Source organism: Rhodanobacter sp. UC4443_H10, assembly GCF_052978325.1.
Genome location: NZ_CM129668.1, coordinates 939,023 through 956,219 on the forward strand (window position 1 = coordinate 939,023; position 17,197 = coordinate 956,219).

The 17,197-nt window shown below is 67.2% G+C and carries 17 protein-coding genes; 11 read left to right on the forward strand and 6 right to left on the reverse strand.

The window, feature by feature from the left end:
• The first annotated feature begins 11 nt into the window (after positions 1–11).
• The 3 genes from ACVCMB_RS04370 to ACVCMB_RS04380 all read left to right on the forward strand — a co-directional run bounded on the left by ACVCMB_RS04370 (position 12) and on the right by ACVCMB_RS04380 (position 1,383).
• Positions 12–443, forward strand: coding sequence for a DUF6597 domain-containing transcriptional factor (locus ACVCMB_RS04370; RefSeq protein ID WP_447106231.1), 432 nt, complete (start codon positions 12–14; stop codon positions 441–443).
• Positions 365–826 (forward strand): helix-turn-helix domain-containing protein, encoded by a 462-nt coding sequence (locus ACVCMB_RS04375; protein ID WP_447106232.1) that lies wholly within the window; start codon positions 365–367, stop codon positions 824–826. Before ACVCMB_RS04370 ends, ACVCMB_RS04375 begins: the two co-directional genes overlap by 79 nt.
• Positions 827–960: 134 nt before the next feature.
• On the forward strand, positions 961–1,383 hold the full coding sequence (locus ACVCMB_RS04380; RefSeq protein WP_447106233.1) for a VOC family protein: 423 nt from the start codon (positions 961–963) through the stop codon (positions 1,381–1,383).
• Positions 1,384–1,434: 51 nt separating this feature from the next.
• On the opposite strand, the gene ACVCMB_RS04385 is transcribed toward ACVCMB_RS04380, so the two are convergent.
• Positions 1,435–3,081: an alpha/beta hydrolase gene (locus ACVCMB_RS04385; RefSeq protein ID WP_447106234.1), complete on the reverse strand. Its 1,647-nt coding sequence runs from the start codon at positions 3,079–3,081 to the stop codon at positions 1,435–1,437.
• A 46-nt stretch (positions 3,082–3,127) separates the two neighbouring features.
• Positions 3,128–4,828, reverse strand: a complete 1,701-nt coding sequence (locus ACVCMB_RS04390) for a serine hydrolase (RefSeq protein WP_447106235.1) — start codon at positions 4,826–4,828, stop codon at positions 3,128–3,130.
• Positions 4,829–4,962: 134 nt separating this feature from the next.
• Between ACVCMB_RS04390 and ACVCMB_RS04395 the strand changes: the two genes are divergently transcribed.
• Together ACVCMB_RS04395 and ACVCMB_RS04400 are read left to right on the forward strand one after the other, a co-directional pair.
• Positions 4,963–5,754, forward strand: coding sequence for a phosphatase PAP2 family protein (locus tag ACVCMB_RS04395; protein ID WP_395118953.1), 792 nt, complete (start codon positions 4,963–4,965; stop codon positions 5,752–5,754).
• A complete protein-coding gene (locus ACVCMB_RS04400) occupies positions 5,751–6,593 on the forward strand; it encodes a DUF72 domain-containing protein (RefSeq protein WP_447106236.1) in 843 nt (280 codons plus the stop codon). Before ACVCMB_RS04395 ends, ACVCMB_RS04400 begins: the two co-directional genes overlap by 4 nt.
• A 21-nt stretch (positions 6,594–6,614) precedes the next feature.
• Here the strand turns inward: ACVCMB_RS04400 and ACVCMB_RS04405 are convergent, their stop codons facing one another.
• Positions 6,615–8,168, reverse strand: a complete 1,554-nt coding sequence (locus ACVCMB_RS04405) for a POT-type proton-dependent oligopeptide transporter (protein ID WP_395118957.1) — start codon at positions 8,166–8,168, stop codon at positions 6,615–6,617.
• A gap of 304 nt (positions 8,169–8,472) precedes the next feature.
• Here ACVCMB_RS04405 and ACVCMB_RS04410 point away from each other — a divergent pair, with 304 nt between their 5' ends.
• The 3 genes from ACVCMB_RS04410 to ACVCMB_RS04420 are packed head-to-tail and all read left to right on the forward strand — an operon-like array spanning position 8,473 to position 9,623.
• Entirely contained in the window at positions 8,473–8,889 is a 417-nt protein-coding gene (locus ACVCMB_RS04410) for a ribonuclease domain-containing protein (RefSeq protein WP_447106237.1), read from the forward strand.
• Positions 8,886–9,329, forward strand: a complete 444-nt coding sequence (locus tag ACVCMB_RS04415) for a barstar family protein (RefSeq protein ID WP_447106238.1) — start codon at positions 8,886–8,888, stop codon at positions 9,327–9,329. The genes ACVCMB_RS04410 and ACVCMB_RS04415 overlap by 4 nt, the downstream gene beginning before the upstream one ends.
• A gap of 30 nt (positions 9,330–9,359) precedes the next feature.
• Positions 9,360–9,623 carry an RNA-binding S4 domain-containing protein gene (locus ACVCMB_RS04420; protein WP_395118963.1) on the forward strand — a complete coding sequence of 88 codons (264 nt, stop codon included), beginning with the start codon at positions 9,360–9,362 and terminating at the stop codon, positions 9,621–9,623.
• 1 nt (position 9,624) lies between these two features.
• On the opposite strand, the gene ACVCMB_RS04425 is transcribed toward ACVCMB_RS04420, so the two are convergent.
• Positions 9,625–10,443 (reverse strand): arylamine N-acetyltransferase family protein, encoded by an 819-nt coding sequence (locus ACVCMB_RS04425; protein WP_447106239.1) that lies wholly within the window; start codon positions 10,441–10,443, stop codon positions 9,625–9,627.
• A 121-nt stretch (positions 10,444–10,564) separates the two neighbouring features.
• Here ACVCMB_RS04425 and msrA point away from each other — a divergent pair, with 121 nt between their 5' ends.
• Complete coding sequence (gene msrA / locus ACVCMB_RS04430; RefSeq protein ID WP_395118967.1) at positions 10,565–11,245, forward strand: peptide-methionine (S)-S-oxide reductase MsrA; 681 nt, start codon at positions 10,565–10,567, stop codon at positions 11,243–11,245.
• A gap of 150 nt (positions 11,246–11,395) precedes the next feature.
• Positions 11,396–13,240, forward strand: a complete 1,845-nt coding sequence (locus ACVCMB_RS04435) for an ABC transporter ATP-binding protein (RefSeq protein ID WP_447106240.1) — start codon at positions 11,396–11,398, stop codon at positions 13,238–13,240.
• Positions 13,241–13,264: 24 nt separating this feature from the next.
• Here the strand turns inward: ACVCMB_RS04435 and ACVCMB_RS04440 are convergent, their stop codons facing one another.
• Together ACVCMB_RS04440 and ACVCMB_RS04445 are read right to left on the reverse strand one after the other, a co-directional pair.
• The gene (locus ACVCMB_RS04440; RefSeq protein WP_447106241.1) at positions 13,265–13,687 is read right to left on the reverse strand and encodes a hypothetical protein; all 423 of its coding nucleotides are present in this window, start codon (positions 13,685–13,687) and stop codon (positions 13,265–13,267) included.
• A gap of 150 nt (positions 13,688–13,837) precedes the next feature.
• Positions 13,838–14,938 carry a hypothetical protein gene (locus ACVCMB_RS04445; RefSeq protein WP_447106242.1) on the reverse strand — a complete coding sequence of 367 codons (1,101 nt, stop codon included), beginning with the start codon at positions 14,936–14,938 and terminating at the stop codon, positions 13,838–13,840.
• A 350-nt stretch (positions 14,939–15,288) separates the two neighbouring features.
• Here ACVCMB_RS04445 and parE point away from each other — a divergent pair, with 350 nt between their 5' ends.
• Positions 15,289–17,178, forward strand: a complete 1,890-nt coding sequence (gene parE, locus ACVCMB_RS04450; protein ID WP_447106243.1) for a DNA topoisomerase IV subunit B — start codon at positions 15,289–15,291, stop codon at positions 17,176–17,178.
• Positions 17,179–17,197 lie beyond the last annotated feature (19 nt).

Consider the following 17,197-nt stretch of genomic DNA (forward strand, 5'->3'; position numbering starts at 1 on the left):
GAGACGAGCCGATGGGATTCCAGTACTACCTGCCCGGGCCACCGCTGGACAAGCTGATCGCGAAAGTGTGGGACTGGGACATGCCGCCCGCGGCGCATCGCCACGAGCGCGTGCTGCCGCAACCCGGGGCGCAGCTCATCATCAACCTGCACGAGGACGAAACCCGTGTCTACACCGATGACGCGGCGCGGCGGTGTATCCGCTCGTCCGCCTGCGTGCTTGGCGGCCCCACCCTGCGCAGCGAGATCATCGACACCGCCGAACAGATCCGCGTGATGGGGGTGGTGTTCCGCCCGGGAGGCGCCCACGCGCTGACCGGCGAGGACGCCACCACGCTGATCGGACGGGACGTCGACCTGGTGACTTGTTCGGGCCGGCCGCCGCGCTGCTGCGCGAGCAACTGCTGGAGACCCCCGCACCACGGGGCCGCCTGCGCCTGCTGACCCGGTGGCTGGTGCGACGCCTGCACAGCACCGCCTTGCATCCCGCCATCGCCTACGCGCTGGATCGGTTGGCCGACCCGCCGCAGGTGCAGCGCATCGCGCCGCTGGTGCGCGAGGCAGGCTTGTCCGAGCGCCGCTTCGGCATGCTGTTCCAGCGCCAGGTGGGCATGCGTCCCAAGCACTACACGCGGCTGCTGCGCTTTCGCGCGGTGGTGGATCATGCGGCAGCGCAGTCGGCGGTGAACTGGAGCCAGGTGGCGGCCGATGGCGGCTATTTCGACCAGGCCCATTTGACCCACGAGTTCCGCCAGTTCGCCGGCGTCACGCCGACCGCATTCATGGCTGCGCGCGGTCCCTACTCGAACCACCTGCCGCTCGATTGAGCGACGGAAATCTACAAGACCGCCACGCCTCGCGGGGATAGTCTGGTCGCGTCCCTGCTGGGCCGCGACGTCGTTTCGTGCAAGCGGAATGACCGCCTCACCGGCTCTGCGAAATTCCACCACGGAGGTACCCCATGGAACAGTCCGGCGGCAGCACCATCATCCCTTGCCTGCGCTATCGCGACCCCCACGCGGCCATCGCCTGGCTCTGCCAGGCATTCGGTTTCGAACGGCACGCGGTCTACGAAAACGACGCCGGCCAGGTCGAGCACGCACAACTGGCCTACGGCCGCGGCATGATCATGCTCGGCGGCGTGCGTCATGACGATTTCGGCCGGCACATTGCCCAACCCGACGAGATCGGCGGTCGCGAGACGCAGTGCGCCTGCGTGACCGTGACCGACTGCAAGGCCCACTACGAGCGGGCAAAGGCAGCCGGCGCGGTGATCGTCGACGACTACGCCGAAAAGGACTACGGCGGCGCCGGCTACAGCTGCCACGACCCGGAGGGCCACCTCTGGTACATCGGCAGCTACGACCCGTGGCAGCCGGAATGAACCGAAAACGCGCGGGCGGCGGGCGGTGCCCGCCCCACGGCGCGATGAGGATCAGGGCGTGACGACGGGCTTCAGCCTGGAATCCGGCCGCGCGATCGCATACATCGCCCAGCTGATCTGCTTGAGCAGGCCGTGGTGGTCCTCGCCGATCCAGTACAGGTTGCCGTGGGTGCGATCAGGCAGGAAGCGGAACTCCGTCTTCGCTCCCAGGCCATCGAGCACGGCCTTCAGCTTGTGCGCGGAACCGTCGAGATAGAACGTGTCGGCCGTGCCCACGTAGAGATGGATCTTGCCGTCCAGGTCGGGCTTCAGCTGCGGCCATTGCTGCTGCAGGCGGTGCGCGATGTCGTAGTGATCACGCCAGTACGCCACCACCGCCGGGTCGACGGCGCCGGTGTCGCGATCGAACATCGGCACGGGCCGGCCATCCTCACCGCGCGGCGAGAATACCCACTCGAACGACGCCAGCTGGCCGCCGTAGCTGCCCAGCACGCGTTCGAGTTTCGCGAACTGCTCGAAGGTGCCCAGCACCTTGTCGTGGTTGCGCACCAGCGGGTAGGCCGAGCCGTCGGGCCGGCGGTAGACGTTGGCGTGCGGCGCGTAAAGATCCACGCCGGTGAAATCGTGAAAGTCACTCGGGTCGGGCGAGGTCGACCAGGTGCCTCCGAACAGCTTCGGGTAGCGCGTCTGCAGCCACAGCGTGGCCCAGCCGCCGGAGGAGTGGCCGTTGAGGAAGCGGCCGTTGGCATCGCCATCCATGCGGTAGTGCGCTTCGAGATGCGGGATCAGCTCGGTGGTCAGCGCCAGTCCCCACGGGCCGTTGTTGACCGAGTCGGCAAACTCGTGGGTGCCGGTGGGGCTGGACTCGTCGAGGAACACCCAGATCATCGGCGGCATCTGCTGCTTCGCCATCGCGGTGTAGACGGTGACGACCGGGCCGATCACGCGCTCGTTGTTGCCGCCGAAACCCTGCGTGTAATAGACGGTCGGGTAACGCGCGGCAGCCGCGGCGTCGTAGCCGGGCGGGGTCAGCACCCAACCGCGCATGTGGATCGGCCGGCCCCAGAACGCACTCAGCGACGGGCTGGTGAAATCGACCAGGTGCGCGTGCGCGCGTACCGCCGCCACACGTTCGCGCAGGTCCGGCGGGGCCGAATCCGGCACGGCCCAGGGATCGCCGTCCGTCGGCAACGCTTTCGCCAGGACCAGTTCCGGCACGCCGGTCGCCGGCAGATGCAGCCTGACCACGTCGCTGACCAGATCGCCGGCACCACGCCCGGTGTAGTTGTAGTCGTGGTTCACGTCGAGCACGGCCTGCACCAGGTAATCGCCCGGCGGCAGCTGCGACCACGGAGCCGGGTACGCCATGCGGTTGGTGTCGATGTCGATGGCCTGTCCCGGCGCCCAGTGGTCCACCTCGCGCGCGGCCACGCTGGTCACCGTGCCGCTGAACGGATCGGCGTCGACCGACTCGACCACGCTGCTCTTGCCCTTGGACTCCGCTTCGGCCGCCGCCTGCGCCGCCTTGGCATCGACCGCGAACAGCAGCAGCCGGCCCGAAGTCGCTTGCGTGCTGGCCGCGCCCAGTTCGACGCGGATGTAGCGATGTTCCAGCGCCTTGTCGCTGCGTGCCTGGGCAACGCCGACGAGCAAGCCGAAAGCCAGCAAAATCGCCCCGGCGTGACGACGATGATTCATGTCCCTTCCCCTTCGGCGTGGACGCCGCGAACGGCGCCGTGATGGATCACTTGCCTGCTGACGCCCCGGTGGCGGCCTCCACCGGCACCAGTCGCAGGTCCTGGAAATCGAAACTGAAATCGGTCAGCGGCGAGATCGGCTGCATGCGCACTTCACGGATCTTGCCGTCCATGTCCAGCGCGAAATCGACGAAGGCATCGGCGTCCAGCGAGCGGTCATCCCAGCGCACGGTGAAGCTGTCGTGTTGCCACGGCGTCAGCGTGCCGACCAGCTGTTCGGTCTTGCCGAAGCGCATGCGCAGCTTGCCGCGCTCCTGGCTGATGATGACGTCGCCGTACCACGGGTCGCGATAGGTGCCGGCGTAATCGGCCAGCGGCAACGAAGGTTTGCTGCGCTTGTCGCGCGCCTGCTCGTGCTTCGCCACGCTGTCGTCGGCCTTGGCCTGGGCGTGCTGCACGGCCTTCTCGTACACCGCCACCCAGTCGGTCTTGTGCGACGGGTTGAGGTACGCATCCAGCACTCGGTACGTCACCGCGTTGAACGCGGCGCCGGACTGCTGGTTGGTCAGCACCACCACGCCGAGCTTCAACGAGGGCACCATCGTCACGCGCGAGACGAAACCGGGCCAGCCGCCGGTATGCCAGACCAGCTTGCGGCCCTGGTATTGGCCGAGGAACCAGCCTTCGCCATAGCCGTAGTAGTCCGGTGTCAGCGGCTCCAGCTCGGGGATCGACGCCTTCCTGATCGGTATCGGCGTCAGCATCGACCACATCTCGTGGTGGCTCTTCTCGGAGAACACCCGGCGCGGCTTGCCGTCGGCGCCCACGGTCGGCAAGGCGCCGCCGGCCAGTTGCACGTTCATCCACTTGGCCAGGTCATGCACGCTGGAGTAGATACCGCCAGCGCCCGGATCATTGAGCCAGGCCATCGGCGGCACCGGCTTGATGTCCTTGAACTCGTACGGGGCATGACCGGCAGCCACGTCCATGCCGGGCTTCAGGTAAGTCATGTCGATCAGCGACTCCTCCATGCCCACCGGCTTGAACAGGTGCTCGCGCACGTAATCGGCATAGCTCTGGCCGGAAGCCTGTTCGATCACCAGGGTGGCCACCGCGAACAGAATGTTGTCGTAGGCGTAGTGGCTGCGGAACCCGTTCTTCAGCGGCACCTTGGCCAACCGCTCGACCACTTCCCTGGTGGTGTACGAGGACGGCGGCCAGTACAGCAGATCACCCGCGCCCAGACTCAGGCCACTGCGGTGCGCCAGCAGGTCGCGAATGCGCATCTCGTGCGTCACGTACGGATCGGACATGCGGAACCAGGGCAGGTGGTCGATCACGCGGTCGTCCATGTCCAGCTTGCCCGCGTCGGCCAGCTGCTGCAGCGCCGCGGCAGTGAAGGCCTTGGTGTTGGAGGCGATCGCGAACAGCGTGTGCGCGTCGACCGGGTCCGGCTTGCCCAGCTCCTTCACGCCGAAGCCGCGCTCCATCACCACCTTGCCGTTCTTGACGATGGCCACCGCGATGCCGGGCACCTCGAAGGTCTTCAGCGTATCCGCCATGTAGGCGTCGAAATCCTGCAGCTGCGCCGGCAGCAGCGGCTGCACGATGTCGCCGGTCGATACCGGCGGCGGCAGCTGCTGCGTGGCCGGGGCCTGCGCCAGCGCCGACGCGCCGAGTACCAGCAAGGCATGGCCGGCCAACAGCCGGAACGACAGCGCACGCACGGACCCGAATCGCTGGACCATCGAAGTTCTCCCCCAGGGCGACGACCCGCGCACTATCGCGAGAAATCGCCCGCAAGGCCAGCCCGGCATCCAACTCGACGCCGGCCGCGCAAGCCGCGATCATGCGCGGATCGGCAAGCGAAACAAGGATCGCAATGAACACGCTGGCGGAATGGATTGCGCTGCACTCCCTGCTGCTGTGGGCGCTGCTGTTGTTGCTGGCCTTGCTGGCCGGCGACCTGGCCTGGCGGCGCAACGCGCGCTGGCAGCGGCGCGCTGCGCTGCTGGGCCAGGCGCCGACGATGCTGCGCTGGCGCACGGGCCTGCTGCTGTGCATGGTGCTGGGGTTGTTCTTCGGCGGCCTCGCGCTGGCGATTTCCGGCCAGCCGACGACCGGCCTGGACGGCTTCGACGCCAGCCTCGCCGCCAGCCTCCGTGCCCATCTGCCGGTGCCGGCGCTGCGCGTGATCGCCGCCATCACGCATCTGGGCGACACCTTGTGGGTCGCCAGCGCGGCGGCCGTGGTGCTGCTCATCCTGCTGCTGCGACGCCAGTGGACGCTGGCGGCGAGCTGGAGCGTGGCCCTGCTCGGCATCCTGCCGATCAACGGCGGGCTGAAGGCGCTGTTCCGCCGTGCCCGCCCGATGCACGACCACGGTTTCATCGTCGAGCCGGGCTGGAGTTTCCCCAGCGGGCACGCGTTCGGCGCGATGGTGTTCTACGGCATGCTGGCCTACGTGCTGCTGCGGTTGACGCCGCGCTTCCATCGCGCGGTCATCGCCGGCGCCGTGCTGATGGTCGGGGTGATCGGCGTCAGCCGGATCCTGCTGCAGGTGCATTACCTCAGTGACGTGATGGCCGGTTATGCCATCGGCGCGGCGTGGCTGGTGCTGTGCATGGGCACCTCCGAATGGCTGCGCCACCAGCCCGGCGGGGCCACGCCATGAACAAGCACGGCACGATCCGCGTCGGCATCGGCGGCTGGACCTACGCACCGTGGCGCAACAACTTCTACCCGACGAAACTCGTGCAACGGCGCGAGCTGGAATACGCCAGCCGCCAGCTGCGCGCGATCGAGATCAACGGCACCTTCTACGGCGCGCAGAAACCGGCCACGTACGCGAAGTGGGCGGCGGAAACGCCGGACGGTTTCGTCTTCTCGCTGAAGGCGCCGCGCTACATCACCGAAGGCAAGCGGCTGGCCGACACCGGCAAGGGCATCGGCGGATTCATCCACGGCGGCCTCGTCGAGATGGGCGACCGGCTGGGGCCGATCCTGTGGCAGCTGCCGCCGTCGCGACGGTTCGATGCCGACGACCTGGCAGCCTTCCTGGACGCCCTGCCGCGCGAGTTGAACGGGCGCCCTCTGCGCCACGTGCTGGAAGTGCGCCACCCCAGCTTCGCCTGCGCGCCGTACGTGGAACTGGCCCGCGCACGAGGCGTACCCACCGTGTTCACCGACTCGACCGAGTACCCGTCGCTGGCCGATCTCACCGGCGACTTCGCTTACGCGCGCTTGATGCGCAGCGTCGACGGCATCCCGACCGGCTACGCCCCCGACGCGCTCGACCTCTGGGCCACGCGTGCACGAGCCTGGGCTGCCGGCGAGGACATCGCCGACCTTCCGCACGCGGCCGCCTTGCAGCCACGAGGCAAGCCGCGCGACGTGTTCGTGCTCTTCATCAGCGCCGCCAAGCACCGCAACCCGGCCGCCGCGATGGCGCTGCAATCACGCGTGGATTCGGCGCCGCAGGGCGGGCGCGATCGCCCGGGCGCCGCCACGTGATCTGCAGGAGTGCCCCCTGCATCAGGCAGGGCGGTAGTGGTCGACTTCGCGATAACGCCTGGCGTAAAGGCCGAACGCCAGCGCAGCGAGCAAGGCGAAAGCGGCGAAGAAGAACATCTGGAACGCCGTGACGCTGAGCCCGCTGTGGGCGATCGAACCGATCACGCTTTCGTTGCGCACCGCCGCGTTGGCCAGCAGCACCCACAGGTTGCCGACCGTGGTGGTGAGGTTCCAGAAACTCATCACCACGCCCTTCATCGAGGCCGGCGCCTGGCTGTAGGCGAACTCCAGACCAGTCGCGGAGACCAGCACCTCGCCGAAGGTGAGCAGCGCGTACGGCAATACCTGCCACACGATGGACAGCGGATCGCCGCCGTCGATCACCACCTGCAGGCCGCCCACCACGATCCAGGCCAGGCCGCTGAACGCGATGCCGGCGGTCATCCGGCGCAGCGCGGTGGGCTCGTAGCCGAGTCGGCGCAACAGCGGGTACAGCACCAGGTTGTTGAACGGGATCAGCAGCATCACCAGCAACGGATTCAGCGCCTGCATCTGCGCCGGCCGGAACCAGGACGGCATCGTCATCTCGCCACCCTGGATCACCCAGGTCGAGGCCTTCTGGTCGAACAGCGAGAAGAACGGCGTGGTCAGCGCGAAGATCACCAGCACGCGCAGCACGTTGCGTGCGCCATCGACCGCAGCGTCCGGATGCGCGCCCCGTGCGCGATCCATCTGCAGCCAGGCGCCGCCGCCCACGCCGCCGATCAGCACCACCAGCGCGATGCATGCGGCGATCACGAAGCCGAGCGACGGCACCAGCGCGAACGACGCCAGCGCCACCACCACCGCGACCACCGCCAGCCACAAGCCCGGCCGCGTCTGACCCGGCCGCTGCGTCAGCAGCGCGGTACGGACCACCCGCGAAAACGCGTGCTGGTCCGGCGGCCCCGGCGGCACCATCACGTACTGCTTGCGGCCCAGCCAGAACACCACGGTGGCGACGAACATCAGGCCCCCGGGAATGCCGAACGCCACCGCCGCGCCGAAGTGGTGCAGGAACAGCGGCATCAGCAGCGAGGCGAAGAACGAGCCGAAGTTGATGATCCAGTAGAACGCGTCGAACACCATCTTCGCCAGGTGCTTGTTCGACTGGTCGAACTGGTCGCCCACGAACGACGCCACCAGCGGCTTGATGCCGCCCGCGCCCAGCGCGATCAGGCCCAGTCCCGCGAAAAAGCCCAGCCGGTTGTCCTCGAAGATCGCCAGGCAGGCGTGACCGGCGCAATAGACGAGGCTCATCCACAACACGGTGTTGTACTTGCCGAAGAAACGGTCGCTGATCCAGCCGCCCAACAGCGGGAAGAAATACACGCCGATCACGAAGGTGTGGAACACGTCCTTCGCCGCCAGCATGCGCTGGCCCTCGGGCAGGTACAGCAGCAAGCTCGTGATCAGGAACGGAGTGAGGATGTTGCGCATCCCGTAGAACGAGAAACGCTCGCAACCCTCGTTGCCGATGATGTAGGCGATCTGGCGCGGCAAGCGGCCGCGATCATGGTCGGAGGTGGTGCTCATCCGGGCTCCGGAAGTCGGGTGGGCAGCGCACGCGCTGTATCCGGGAGCCTGTCGGACTTTGGTGGTCGAGGCGAGAATTCGGCTGTGTGAGGACAGATTTTCGACGATTCGCCGGTCCATAGTGGTTCTATGGACCAAGGATCGGCGGAAATATGGACCACACAGGCGGATTCGCAGACCGGCCAGCAAAGTCCGACAGGCTCCCAGTGGAAGGCGGAGTGTGCGTAATTTCCTTCGATGAAGGAAGCCTGCAGCCCCGTTCGGCCCTGCTAAGCTCGCCTCGCCACCGCCTGCCGCGAGAACCATGCGCCGTATTCGACCGCTGCTGTTGCTGCTGATCGCCATCGTCGCCGTGCTGCTGTGGCAGCGCCACGGCGAAGCGCCGGGCGCGCCTGCCGGCTCCCCCGGCAACCCTGTCGCCACGCGCGTGGCACCGGCGGACGACGCGATGGCATCGCTGCCGCCGCAGGCGCGCGCGATGGTGCAGCGGATCGCCGCCGGCGGTCCGTTCGAGCACCGCCAGGACGGCGCCGTGTTCGGCAACTACGAAGGCTCGCTGCCCAAGGAGCCACGCGGCTACTACCACGAGTACACGGTCGAGACTCCGGGCGCGCGCAACCGCGGCGCGCGGCGCATCGTCACCGGCGGCACGCCGCCGGAAGTCTGGTACTACACCGACGATCACTACCGCAGCTTCCGCCGCTTCGAGGTGGCGCGATGAGCGCGGACCGTTTCGACCTGGACCTGACCCGGCCCGCGCTGAGCGGCGTGTATTTCGTCGGCGTCGACGATCTCGATCGGCTGGCCCGCATCGCGGCGCGTGACGATTTGCACGTGTGTCGCACCGACCTTGCCGGCTGCCACGACAAGGATGAACTGCTGCACCGCCTGGCGGTGTCGTTGCAGCTGCCGGCCAGCTTCGGTCACAACTGGGACGCGCTGGCCGACTGCTTGCGCGATCTCGGCTGGCTGCCGGCGTGGGGCCACGTGCTGTTGTTCGAGCACGTCGACGACTTGCGCGCGACGGCCAGCCGCGACTACGAGATCCTGCTCGGCGTGCTGGACGACGCCGCCACCTTCGGCGCAGAGCGCGACCATCCCTGGTTCGCCTTCCTGGCGCTGCCCGACAGCGCGTTCGAGCACGCCCATCCTTCCGCCTGAGTGCGGACCATCCATCCCCACGGCAAGACCATGCAGACCATCGAATTTGAACTGGAAGGCGGCTACGTCGAACTCAACATGCTGCTGAAGCTGGTCGGACTGTGCGACAGCGGCGGCGCCGGCAAGGCGATCGTGGCGAGCGGCGCGGTGAAGGTCGACGGCACCGTGGAACTGCGCAAGACCTGCAAGATCCGCGCAGGCCAGTTCGTCACCCTCGACGACGTGGAAATCCACGTGCTGGCCGACCCGCTGGGCGACGAAGACGGCCGCCCGTCGGCCGGCGGACACCGCTGAATCAGGCGCGCGGCAAGCCTTGCAGGCGATCGCCAAGCGCCTCGACCGCGGAAGCTGGCAGCAGGAATTCACCTTCCATCACCTCGCGCAGCTCGGCCACGTCGCGCAGTTGCCGGCGCTCCGGCTCCTGGCCATCGCGACGGATGATGAACTCGTAATCGAGCAGGCCCAACCGTCGATCCGCGGTGGTGCGGCCGAGCAAGAGATGGCTGACGAAGCGCGAGGCCGGGTGGCTCGACACGTAATGATTGGCCACCACGTAATCGACCATCGGCACCGCGCGCAGATCAAACCGGTACAGCGTGCGCCACTGGCCATGCGCCAGCGACTGCATGCGCCACTCGCCATCGCGTTCGAGCAACCGGAAGGGTTCGTGCGCGGTGGCCTGCCGGATATCCGGCAGCAGCCGCAGCGCGCCGGTGAGCACGTGGCCGCCGAAGCCGACATCCGCCAGCCAGCTCTCGCCCTCCAGCTCGACGCGCAACAGCATGTGGCTCTGCGGGGTTTGCGTATCCTCCGGATGACCCCACAGCACGCGGGCGATCAGGCCGCTCACCTCGAAGCCGATCTCGCGCAGCATCGCTTCGAACAGCAAGTTCTGCTCGAAGCAGTAGCCGCCACGGCCCTCGTCGACCAGCTTGCGCTGCAACGCCGCCAGACCGAGATCCACCGGCCGGCCCATCAGCGGATCGAGGTTGGCGAACGGGATCGTGGCCACGTGCGCGATGGCCAGCCCGCGCAGGGTCGGCAGATCCACCCCGACCGGGCCGGACCAGCCCACGCGGCGCAGGTAGGCGTCCAGATTGACGGCGTCAGGCATGCAACCCTCCAGCGAATTCGCCGCCCATGGTAGCGCCGCACCGTCGCGAGGTAACCGCCGCCCTCCCGTCGACGAATGATGGGTTGAGTGCGTCCGCATGCCATCGTCAGCGAGGTTGCCCATGATCCGTCCACGCCGCCTGTTTCCGTTTGTCGCCGCGCTCCTGCTCGCCGGCCTCGCGGCCTGCCAGCCCGCCGCGGCTGCTCGTGAAGGCGTGCGCCTGCCCTCGCCCGTCGTCGATGCGGCGCCTTCCACCGCGCACGACGAGGTGGCCGTGCTCGCCGGCGGCTGCTTCTGGGGCATCGAGGCGGTATTCGAGCACGTGAAGGGCGTGCGCAAGGTCACCGCCGGCTATTCCGGCGGCGCCGCCAGCACCGCCCACTATGATGAGGTCAGCGGCGGCGACACCGGCCACGCCGAGTCGGTGCAGGTCGAGTTCGACCCGTCCCGGGTCAGCTACGGCACGCTGCTGCAGGTGTTCTTCTCGGTCGCGCTGAACCCCACCGAACTCAACCGGCAAGGACCGGATCGCGGCACCCAGTACCGCTCGGTGATTTTCTACGGCAACGACGAGCAGAAGAAGATCGCCACCGACTACATCGCCCAGCTGACGGCGGCCCATGCGTTCGCCGCGCCGATCGTCACCCAGGTGGTTCCGCTCACGGCGTTCTACCCGGCCGAGGCCTATCACCAGCACTATTACGACCTGCACCCGCGCAACCCGTACATCGTGATCAACGATGCGCCCAAGGTGGCCCACCTGCAGCGGCTGTTCCCCGAGCTCTACCAGGCCGCTTTGTAGGGGCGCGCTCGTGCGCGATGCTCTTCGTGACGCAACGAAAAGGCATCGCGCCCAAGGGCGCTCCTGCGACAGGGGTCGCCTTGCGTGTGACGGCACGACCCCCATGTCGGAAGCTCCGCGCACCGTCCGCGCCTTCCGGCGACCTCCCACGTGCCACCCCACGCCACTTCTCCCGAGCCACCGAAGGAACTCGCCCGCAGCTTCCTGGGTGTGTTCCGCTACAGCGGTCGTGCGCTGGAACTGGTCTGGAGCACCAGCCACGCGCTGACCGTCGCGCTGGCCGCGCTCACCCTGGTCGCCGGCCTGCTGCCGGCCGGCATCGCCTGGGTCGGTGCGCACATCGTGGATGCGGTGGTGGCCGCCAGCCGCCTCTGGGCCACAGACGGCCACGCGCCGCTGCGATCGGTCTTCGAATGGGTGGCGCTGGAAGGCGTGCTGGTGGCGGCGCTGGCCGGCGCGCAACGCGGCCTGTCGCTGTGCCAGTCGCTGCTGCGCGCGCAGCTCGGCCAGCGCGTCAACGTGATGATCCTGGAAAAGGCGCTGACCCTGGAGCTGGCGCACTTCGAGGATTCGGAGTTCTACGACAAGCTCACCCGCGCCCGGCGCGAGGCATCGAGCCGGCCGTTGTCGCTGGTCACGCGCACGTTCGGGCTGGGCCAGAACGCGATATCGCTGCTCAGCTACGGCAGCCTGCTGTTCCAGTTCTCGCCGTGGGCGGTGGCCGTGCTGCTGCTGGCCGGCTTGCCGTCGTTCTTTGCCGAGACGAAGTTCTCCGGCGACGCATTCCGCCTGTTCCGCTGGCGGTCGCCCGAAACGCGGATGCAGCTGTACCTGGAAACCGTGCTGGCGCGCGAGGACCACGCCAAGGAAGTGAAGCTGTTCGGCCTCGGCCCGCTGCTGCTGCAACGCTATCGCGACATCTTCCACACCCTGTACCGCGCCGATCGCGACCTCGCCGTGCGCCGCGACAGCTGGGGTTTCGTGCTGGGCTTGCTGGGCACGCTGGCGCTGTACGGCGCCTATGCGTGGATCGCCGCCAGCACGGTGATGGCGCGCATCACCCTGGGCCAGATGACGATGTACCTGGCGCTGTTCCGCCAGGGCCAGTCGGCGGTGTCGGCGATGCTGTCGGCGATCGGCGGGATGTACGAGGACAACCTCTACCTCTCCACGCTGTACGAGTACCTGGAAACGCCGGTGCCGCCGGCGACCGGCATGGCGCAGCGCGGCGCGAAGCCCGAGGACGGCATCCGCTTCGAGCAGGTCAGCTTCACCTACCCCGGCGCCAGCGAGCCGGCGCTGCGCGACATCGACCTGCACATCCGCCCCGGCGAATCGCTGGCCCTGGTCGGCCAGAATGGCTCGGGCAAGACCACGCTGATCAAGTTGCTCACGCGCCTTTACACGCCCGACAGCGGCCGCATCCTGCTCGACGGCACCGACCTGCGCGAGTGGGACGAAGCCGTGCTGCTGCAACGCATCGGCGTGATCTTCCAGGACTTCGCCCGCTACCAGATGCGCGTGGGCGAGAACGTCGGCGCCGGCGACGTCACCCATTTCGACGATGAAGCGCGCTGGCGCGAGGCCAGCGACAAGGGCATGGCCAGCGATTTCATCGACAGCCTGCCGGCCGGCTTCGAAACCCAGCTCGGCAAGTGGTTCAACGACGGCCGCGAACTCTCTGGCGGCCAATGGCAGAAGATCGCCTTGGCCCGCGCCTTCATGCGCTCGCGCGCCGACATCCTGGTGCTGGACGAACCCACCGCCGCGATGGACGCCCAGGCCGAAGCCACCATCTTCGAACACTTCCGCGAACTCGCAGGCAACCGCATCGCGATCCTGATCTCGCACCGCTTCTCCACCGTGCGCATGGCCGACCAGATCATCGTGATCCAGGACGGCCGCATCATCGAACGCGGCAACCACGAACAACTGATGGCCGAGAACGGGCACTACGCGCATCTGTTTTCGTTGCAGGCGCAGGGGTATCGGTGAGCCCCTGACGACCGCGGCACCAACTCAGTCGTAGTAGCCGGGTGCGAACACGAGCACGCTTTCCGACGGCAGTTTCGGATCCTTCGCCGCATGCGGGGCGTAAAGGCTTATCCCCAGCGCCAGGGAAATCGCCCCGTCGACCTCGCGCTCCAGCTGTGGGTCCTTGGATTTCAGGTACTTCACGGCCTCGTCGAAACCCATGCCCAACAAGTTCATGCCGTAGAGTTCCGGCGCTGCAGGCGGGGCGAGTTCGATCGCCTCAAGGTGTCCAGCCTTGTCGTAAATCGCGAACAGCCCCAGGTCGGCGAAGTGGTCACTCGGACAGGCGGCGTCCGGGGTTCGCTTGAACGAGTTGAACCTCGCATGCAGCAGCGCCCTGACTTGCGCCGCGGACATCCCGAAGACAAGACGACCCACACCCTTCTGCGAAGTGATCACGCGCTCCATCGGCCCCTTGCCTCCTGCAACGCCTGATCACTTGAACAGCAGTTTGCGCAAGCGAGTCCGCACGCGTACTGAACTCCCGCCCAAAAAGTCACCGAAGATGTTCGTCAGCCGCGTCGAGTGCGCCGCGACAGGAAACCCGCATCGCCGTGTTCAACGCAGGCCTGCAGCGCTGATCGGCACGGTCACCGTCGGCGAAGGCTTTTTCAACGAAGCATCACCGTCGCCCATTGCCACCGATACCATGCGGCCACCGTCGACATACTCGATCTCCCGCGTGTCGCTGGTGAACACCGTACGCGGCTTTCCGACCTGGCCGATGGTGGCCTGTGCAGCCAGGTCCAGCTGCAACATATGTGCAATTTCGGCGCCGCTGGCCTGCATCGCGGCCTTCAGCGCCTCTCCATGATCGGCTGCCCAGGCACCGGCCAGATACTGGGCGCGGGTATCGGCATCCCATATGGGCGAAGCCGCCTGCGCCAGCCGCCTGCGGTGCTCGACCTGCTCCTGGTTGATCTTCGTGCGCAAGCGCGCCGCCTCCGGGTCGCGCCGATTCAGGTCGGCATTGGCTTTTGCGATGTCGTCATCCACATGCAATGCGAAATAACGCTGATTTTCCTGCGCTGTCATGCGTTTGCTGTCTTCGGCGGTTTTCCGCGGCGCTACCTGCCGCTTCGACTGATAGACGAGCATGTTCCGGTAGATCGGTTTGCCGGAGTCTGCGCCAGTGCCTTCGATCGACACGAGCGAGATCACCTGCAAGGCGGAGAAATCCGGCGTCATCGAGTACGTGGTTTTCACCAGCAGGCGACGGGGAACGGAGGCCGGCGCGGTTGCCACCATCTTGAAATCACCGAAGCGCGCCGGTTGCAGGATCAACGCCTGCCGCAACGAGTCGCTCAATGCCGATCTTGCGTCAAACCCCTGCAAGGCTGCGCGCAGCGGCTGCACGTGCTCCTCGGCAAATCGCTTCGCCTCCGCCTTGATCTCCGCATTGACTATCGCCATGCCAAGCGCGCCACCGGCCGCGGCGGCCATGATCGGCACGCCTGGCCCCGCGATCACGTTGGCACTGGCGGCAGTAAACGTGTCTTGCGCAGCCAGACTGTCCTGATCGATCACCTCGACCACGGACACTGGTTCGAGCTCGTGCAGTTGCGCCGCGCTCGGCCGTATCACCTGTGCTTGCTGTGCGCAGCCGGCCAGCCCCATCACCGCTGCCATGGCAACGGCCCAATTGACCCCTCGGTTCATGCTGTTCCCCTGATGATTTGACGGTCGGGCTGCGCCGTGTCCGCAACGACATGGCGAGTCGACGCGCAACTCTAGTCCCGCGTTGCGCGTGACGACAAGCGATGCCTGGTCGCAATAAATTGCGCCTCGGCGTCACCGAGCCACGCGGGCGTCAGCGGGGTCAGCTCGACCCCGAGGCCATCCAGCGCGAAGCCAATTGCCGCTTTCCCCAAGCGCCCTTTTTTGGTCATGACGTCGGGGACGTGACCAGCAGGCGCCAAGCGCCAGGCGGCGTGCCTGTTGTGCGTCGGCTTGACCCTGCCCGCCCGAGCCCCGCATGCTTTGTGTCTTGTCTCGCAGAAAACACCCGCATGAGCAGTCGCTACAACGCCGTCGACATCGAAGTCCTCTCCGGCCTGGACCCGGTCAAGCGCCGGCCGGGCATGTACACCGACACCACCCGGCCCAACCATCTGGTGCAGGAGGTGGTGGACAACTCGGTGGACGAGGCGCTGGCCGGGTACGCCAATGCGATCGAGGTGATGCTGCATGCCGACGGTTCGGTTTCGGTCAGCGACAACGGCCGCGGCATGCCGGTGGACATCCATCCCGAGGAAGGCGTGTCGGGCGTCGAGCTGATCATGACCCGGCTGCACGCCGGCGGCAAGTTCAGCGGCAAGAACTACAGCTTCTCCGGCGGCCTGCATGGCGTCGGCGTGTCGGTGGTCAACGCCCTGTCCGATCGGGTCGAGGTGACCATCCGTCGCGACGGTTCGGAATACGCGATGGCGTTCGAGCACGGCGACAAGGTCAGCTCGCTGGAGATGACAGGGACGGTGCCGAAGAAGCGCAGCGGCACCACGCTGCGTTTCTGGCCCGAGGCGAAATACTTCGACTCGCCGAAGATCTCGCTGGGCAAGCTCAAGCATCTGCTGCGCGCCAAGGCCGTATTGTGCGCGGGGCTCGACGTGAAACTCACCGACGAGGCCAGCGGCGAAGTCGTCGAATGGCGTTACGAGGACGGCCTGCGCGACTACCTGCGCGGAGAACTGAACGGCAACGAGCTGCTGCCGACCGAGCTGTTCGTGCACCAGATGGCGCGCGACGCCGAAGGCATGGAGGTCGCGCTGGCCTGGCTGCCCGAGGGCGAACTGGTCCAGGAAAGCTACGTCAACCTGATCCCCACCATGCAGGGCGGCACCCACGTCAACGGCCTGCGCAGTGGCCTGACCACCGCGATCCGCGAGTTCTGCGACATCCGCAACCTGCTGCCGCGCGGCGTGAAGCTGGCGCCGGAGGATGTGTGGGAGCGCATCGCGTTCGTGCTGTCCGCGCGCCTGCAGGACCCGCAGTTTGCGGGCCAGACCAAGGAGCGGCTGTCCTCGCGTCATGCCGCCGGGTTGATCGAGAACGTCATCCACGACGCCTTCAGCCTGTGGCTGAACCAGCACGTGGACATGGGCGAGCGCATCGCCCAGTTGGCGATCGAGCGCGCCAGCGCACGGCTGAAGGCGGCCAAGCAGATCGTGCGCAAGAAGATCACCCAGGGCCCGCAACTGCCCGGCAAGCTGGCCGACTGCACCGCCACCGACCTCACCCGCACCGAGCTGTTCCTGGTCGAGGGCGATTCGGCCGGCGGCAGCGCCAAGCAGGCACGCGACAAGGAGTTCCAGGCAATCCTGCCGCTGCGCGGCAAGATCCTCAACACGTGGGAGGTCGAATCCACCTCGGTGCTGGCCTCCGAAGAAGTGCACAACCTCGCCGTGGCGATCGGCTGCGATCCGGGCAAGGACGACTTGAGCGGCCTGCGCTACGGCAAGGTAATCATCCTCGCCGACGCCGACTCCGACGGCCTGCACATCGCCACCCTGCTCTCTGCCCTGTTCCTGCGGCATTTCCCGCGACTGGTCAGCGAAGGCCACGTGTTCGTGGCGATGCCGCCGCTGTTCCGCGTCGACGTGGGCAAGCAGGTGTTCTATTGCCTCGACGAGGGCGAGAAGGAAGCGATGCTGCAGCGGATCGAGCGCGAGAAGATCAAGGGCGCAGTCAGCACCACCCGCTTCAAGGGCCTGGGCGAGATGAATCCGCCGCAGTTGCGCGAATCCACCATCCACCCGGACACCCGCCGCCTGGTGCAGCTGACCGTCGACGACGATGCCGGCACGGCGAAGCTGATGGACATGCTGCTGGCCAAGAAGCGCGCCGGCGACCGCAAGGCGTGGCTGGAGGAAAAGGGCGACCTGGCCACGCTGGAAGTTTGAGCGCGGCGACAGCGCTAAG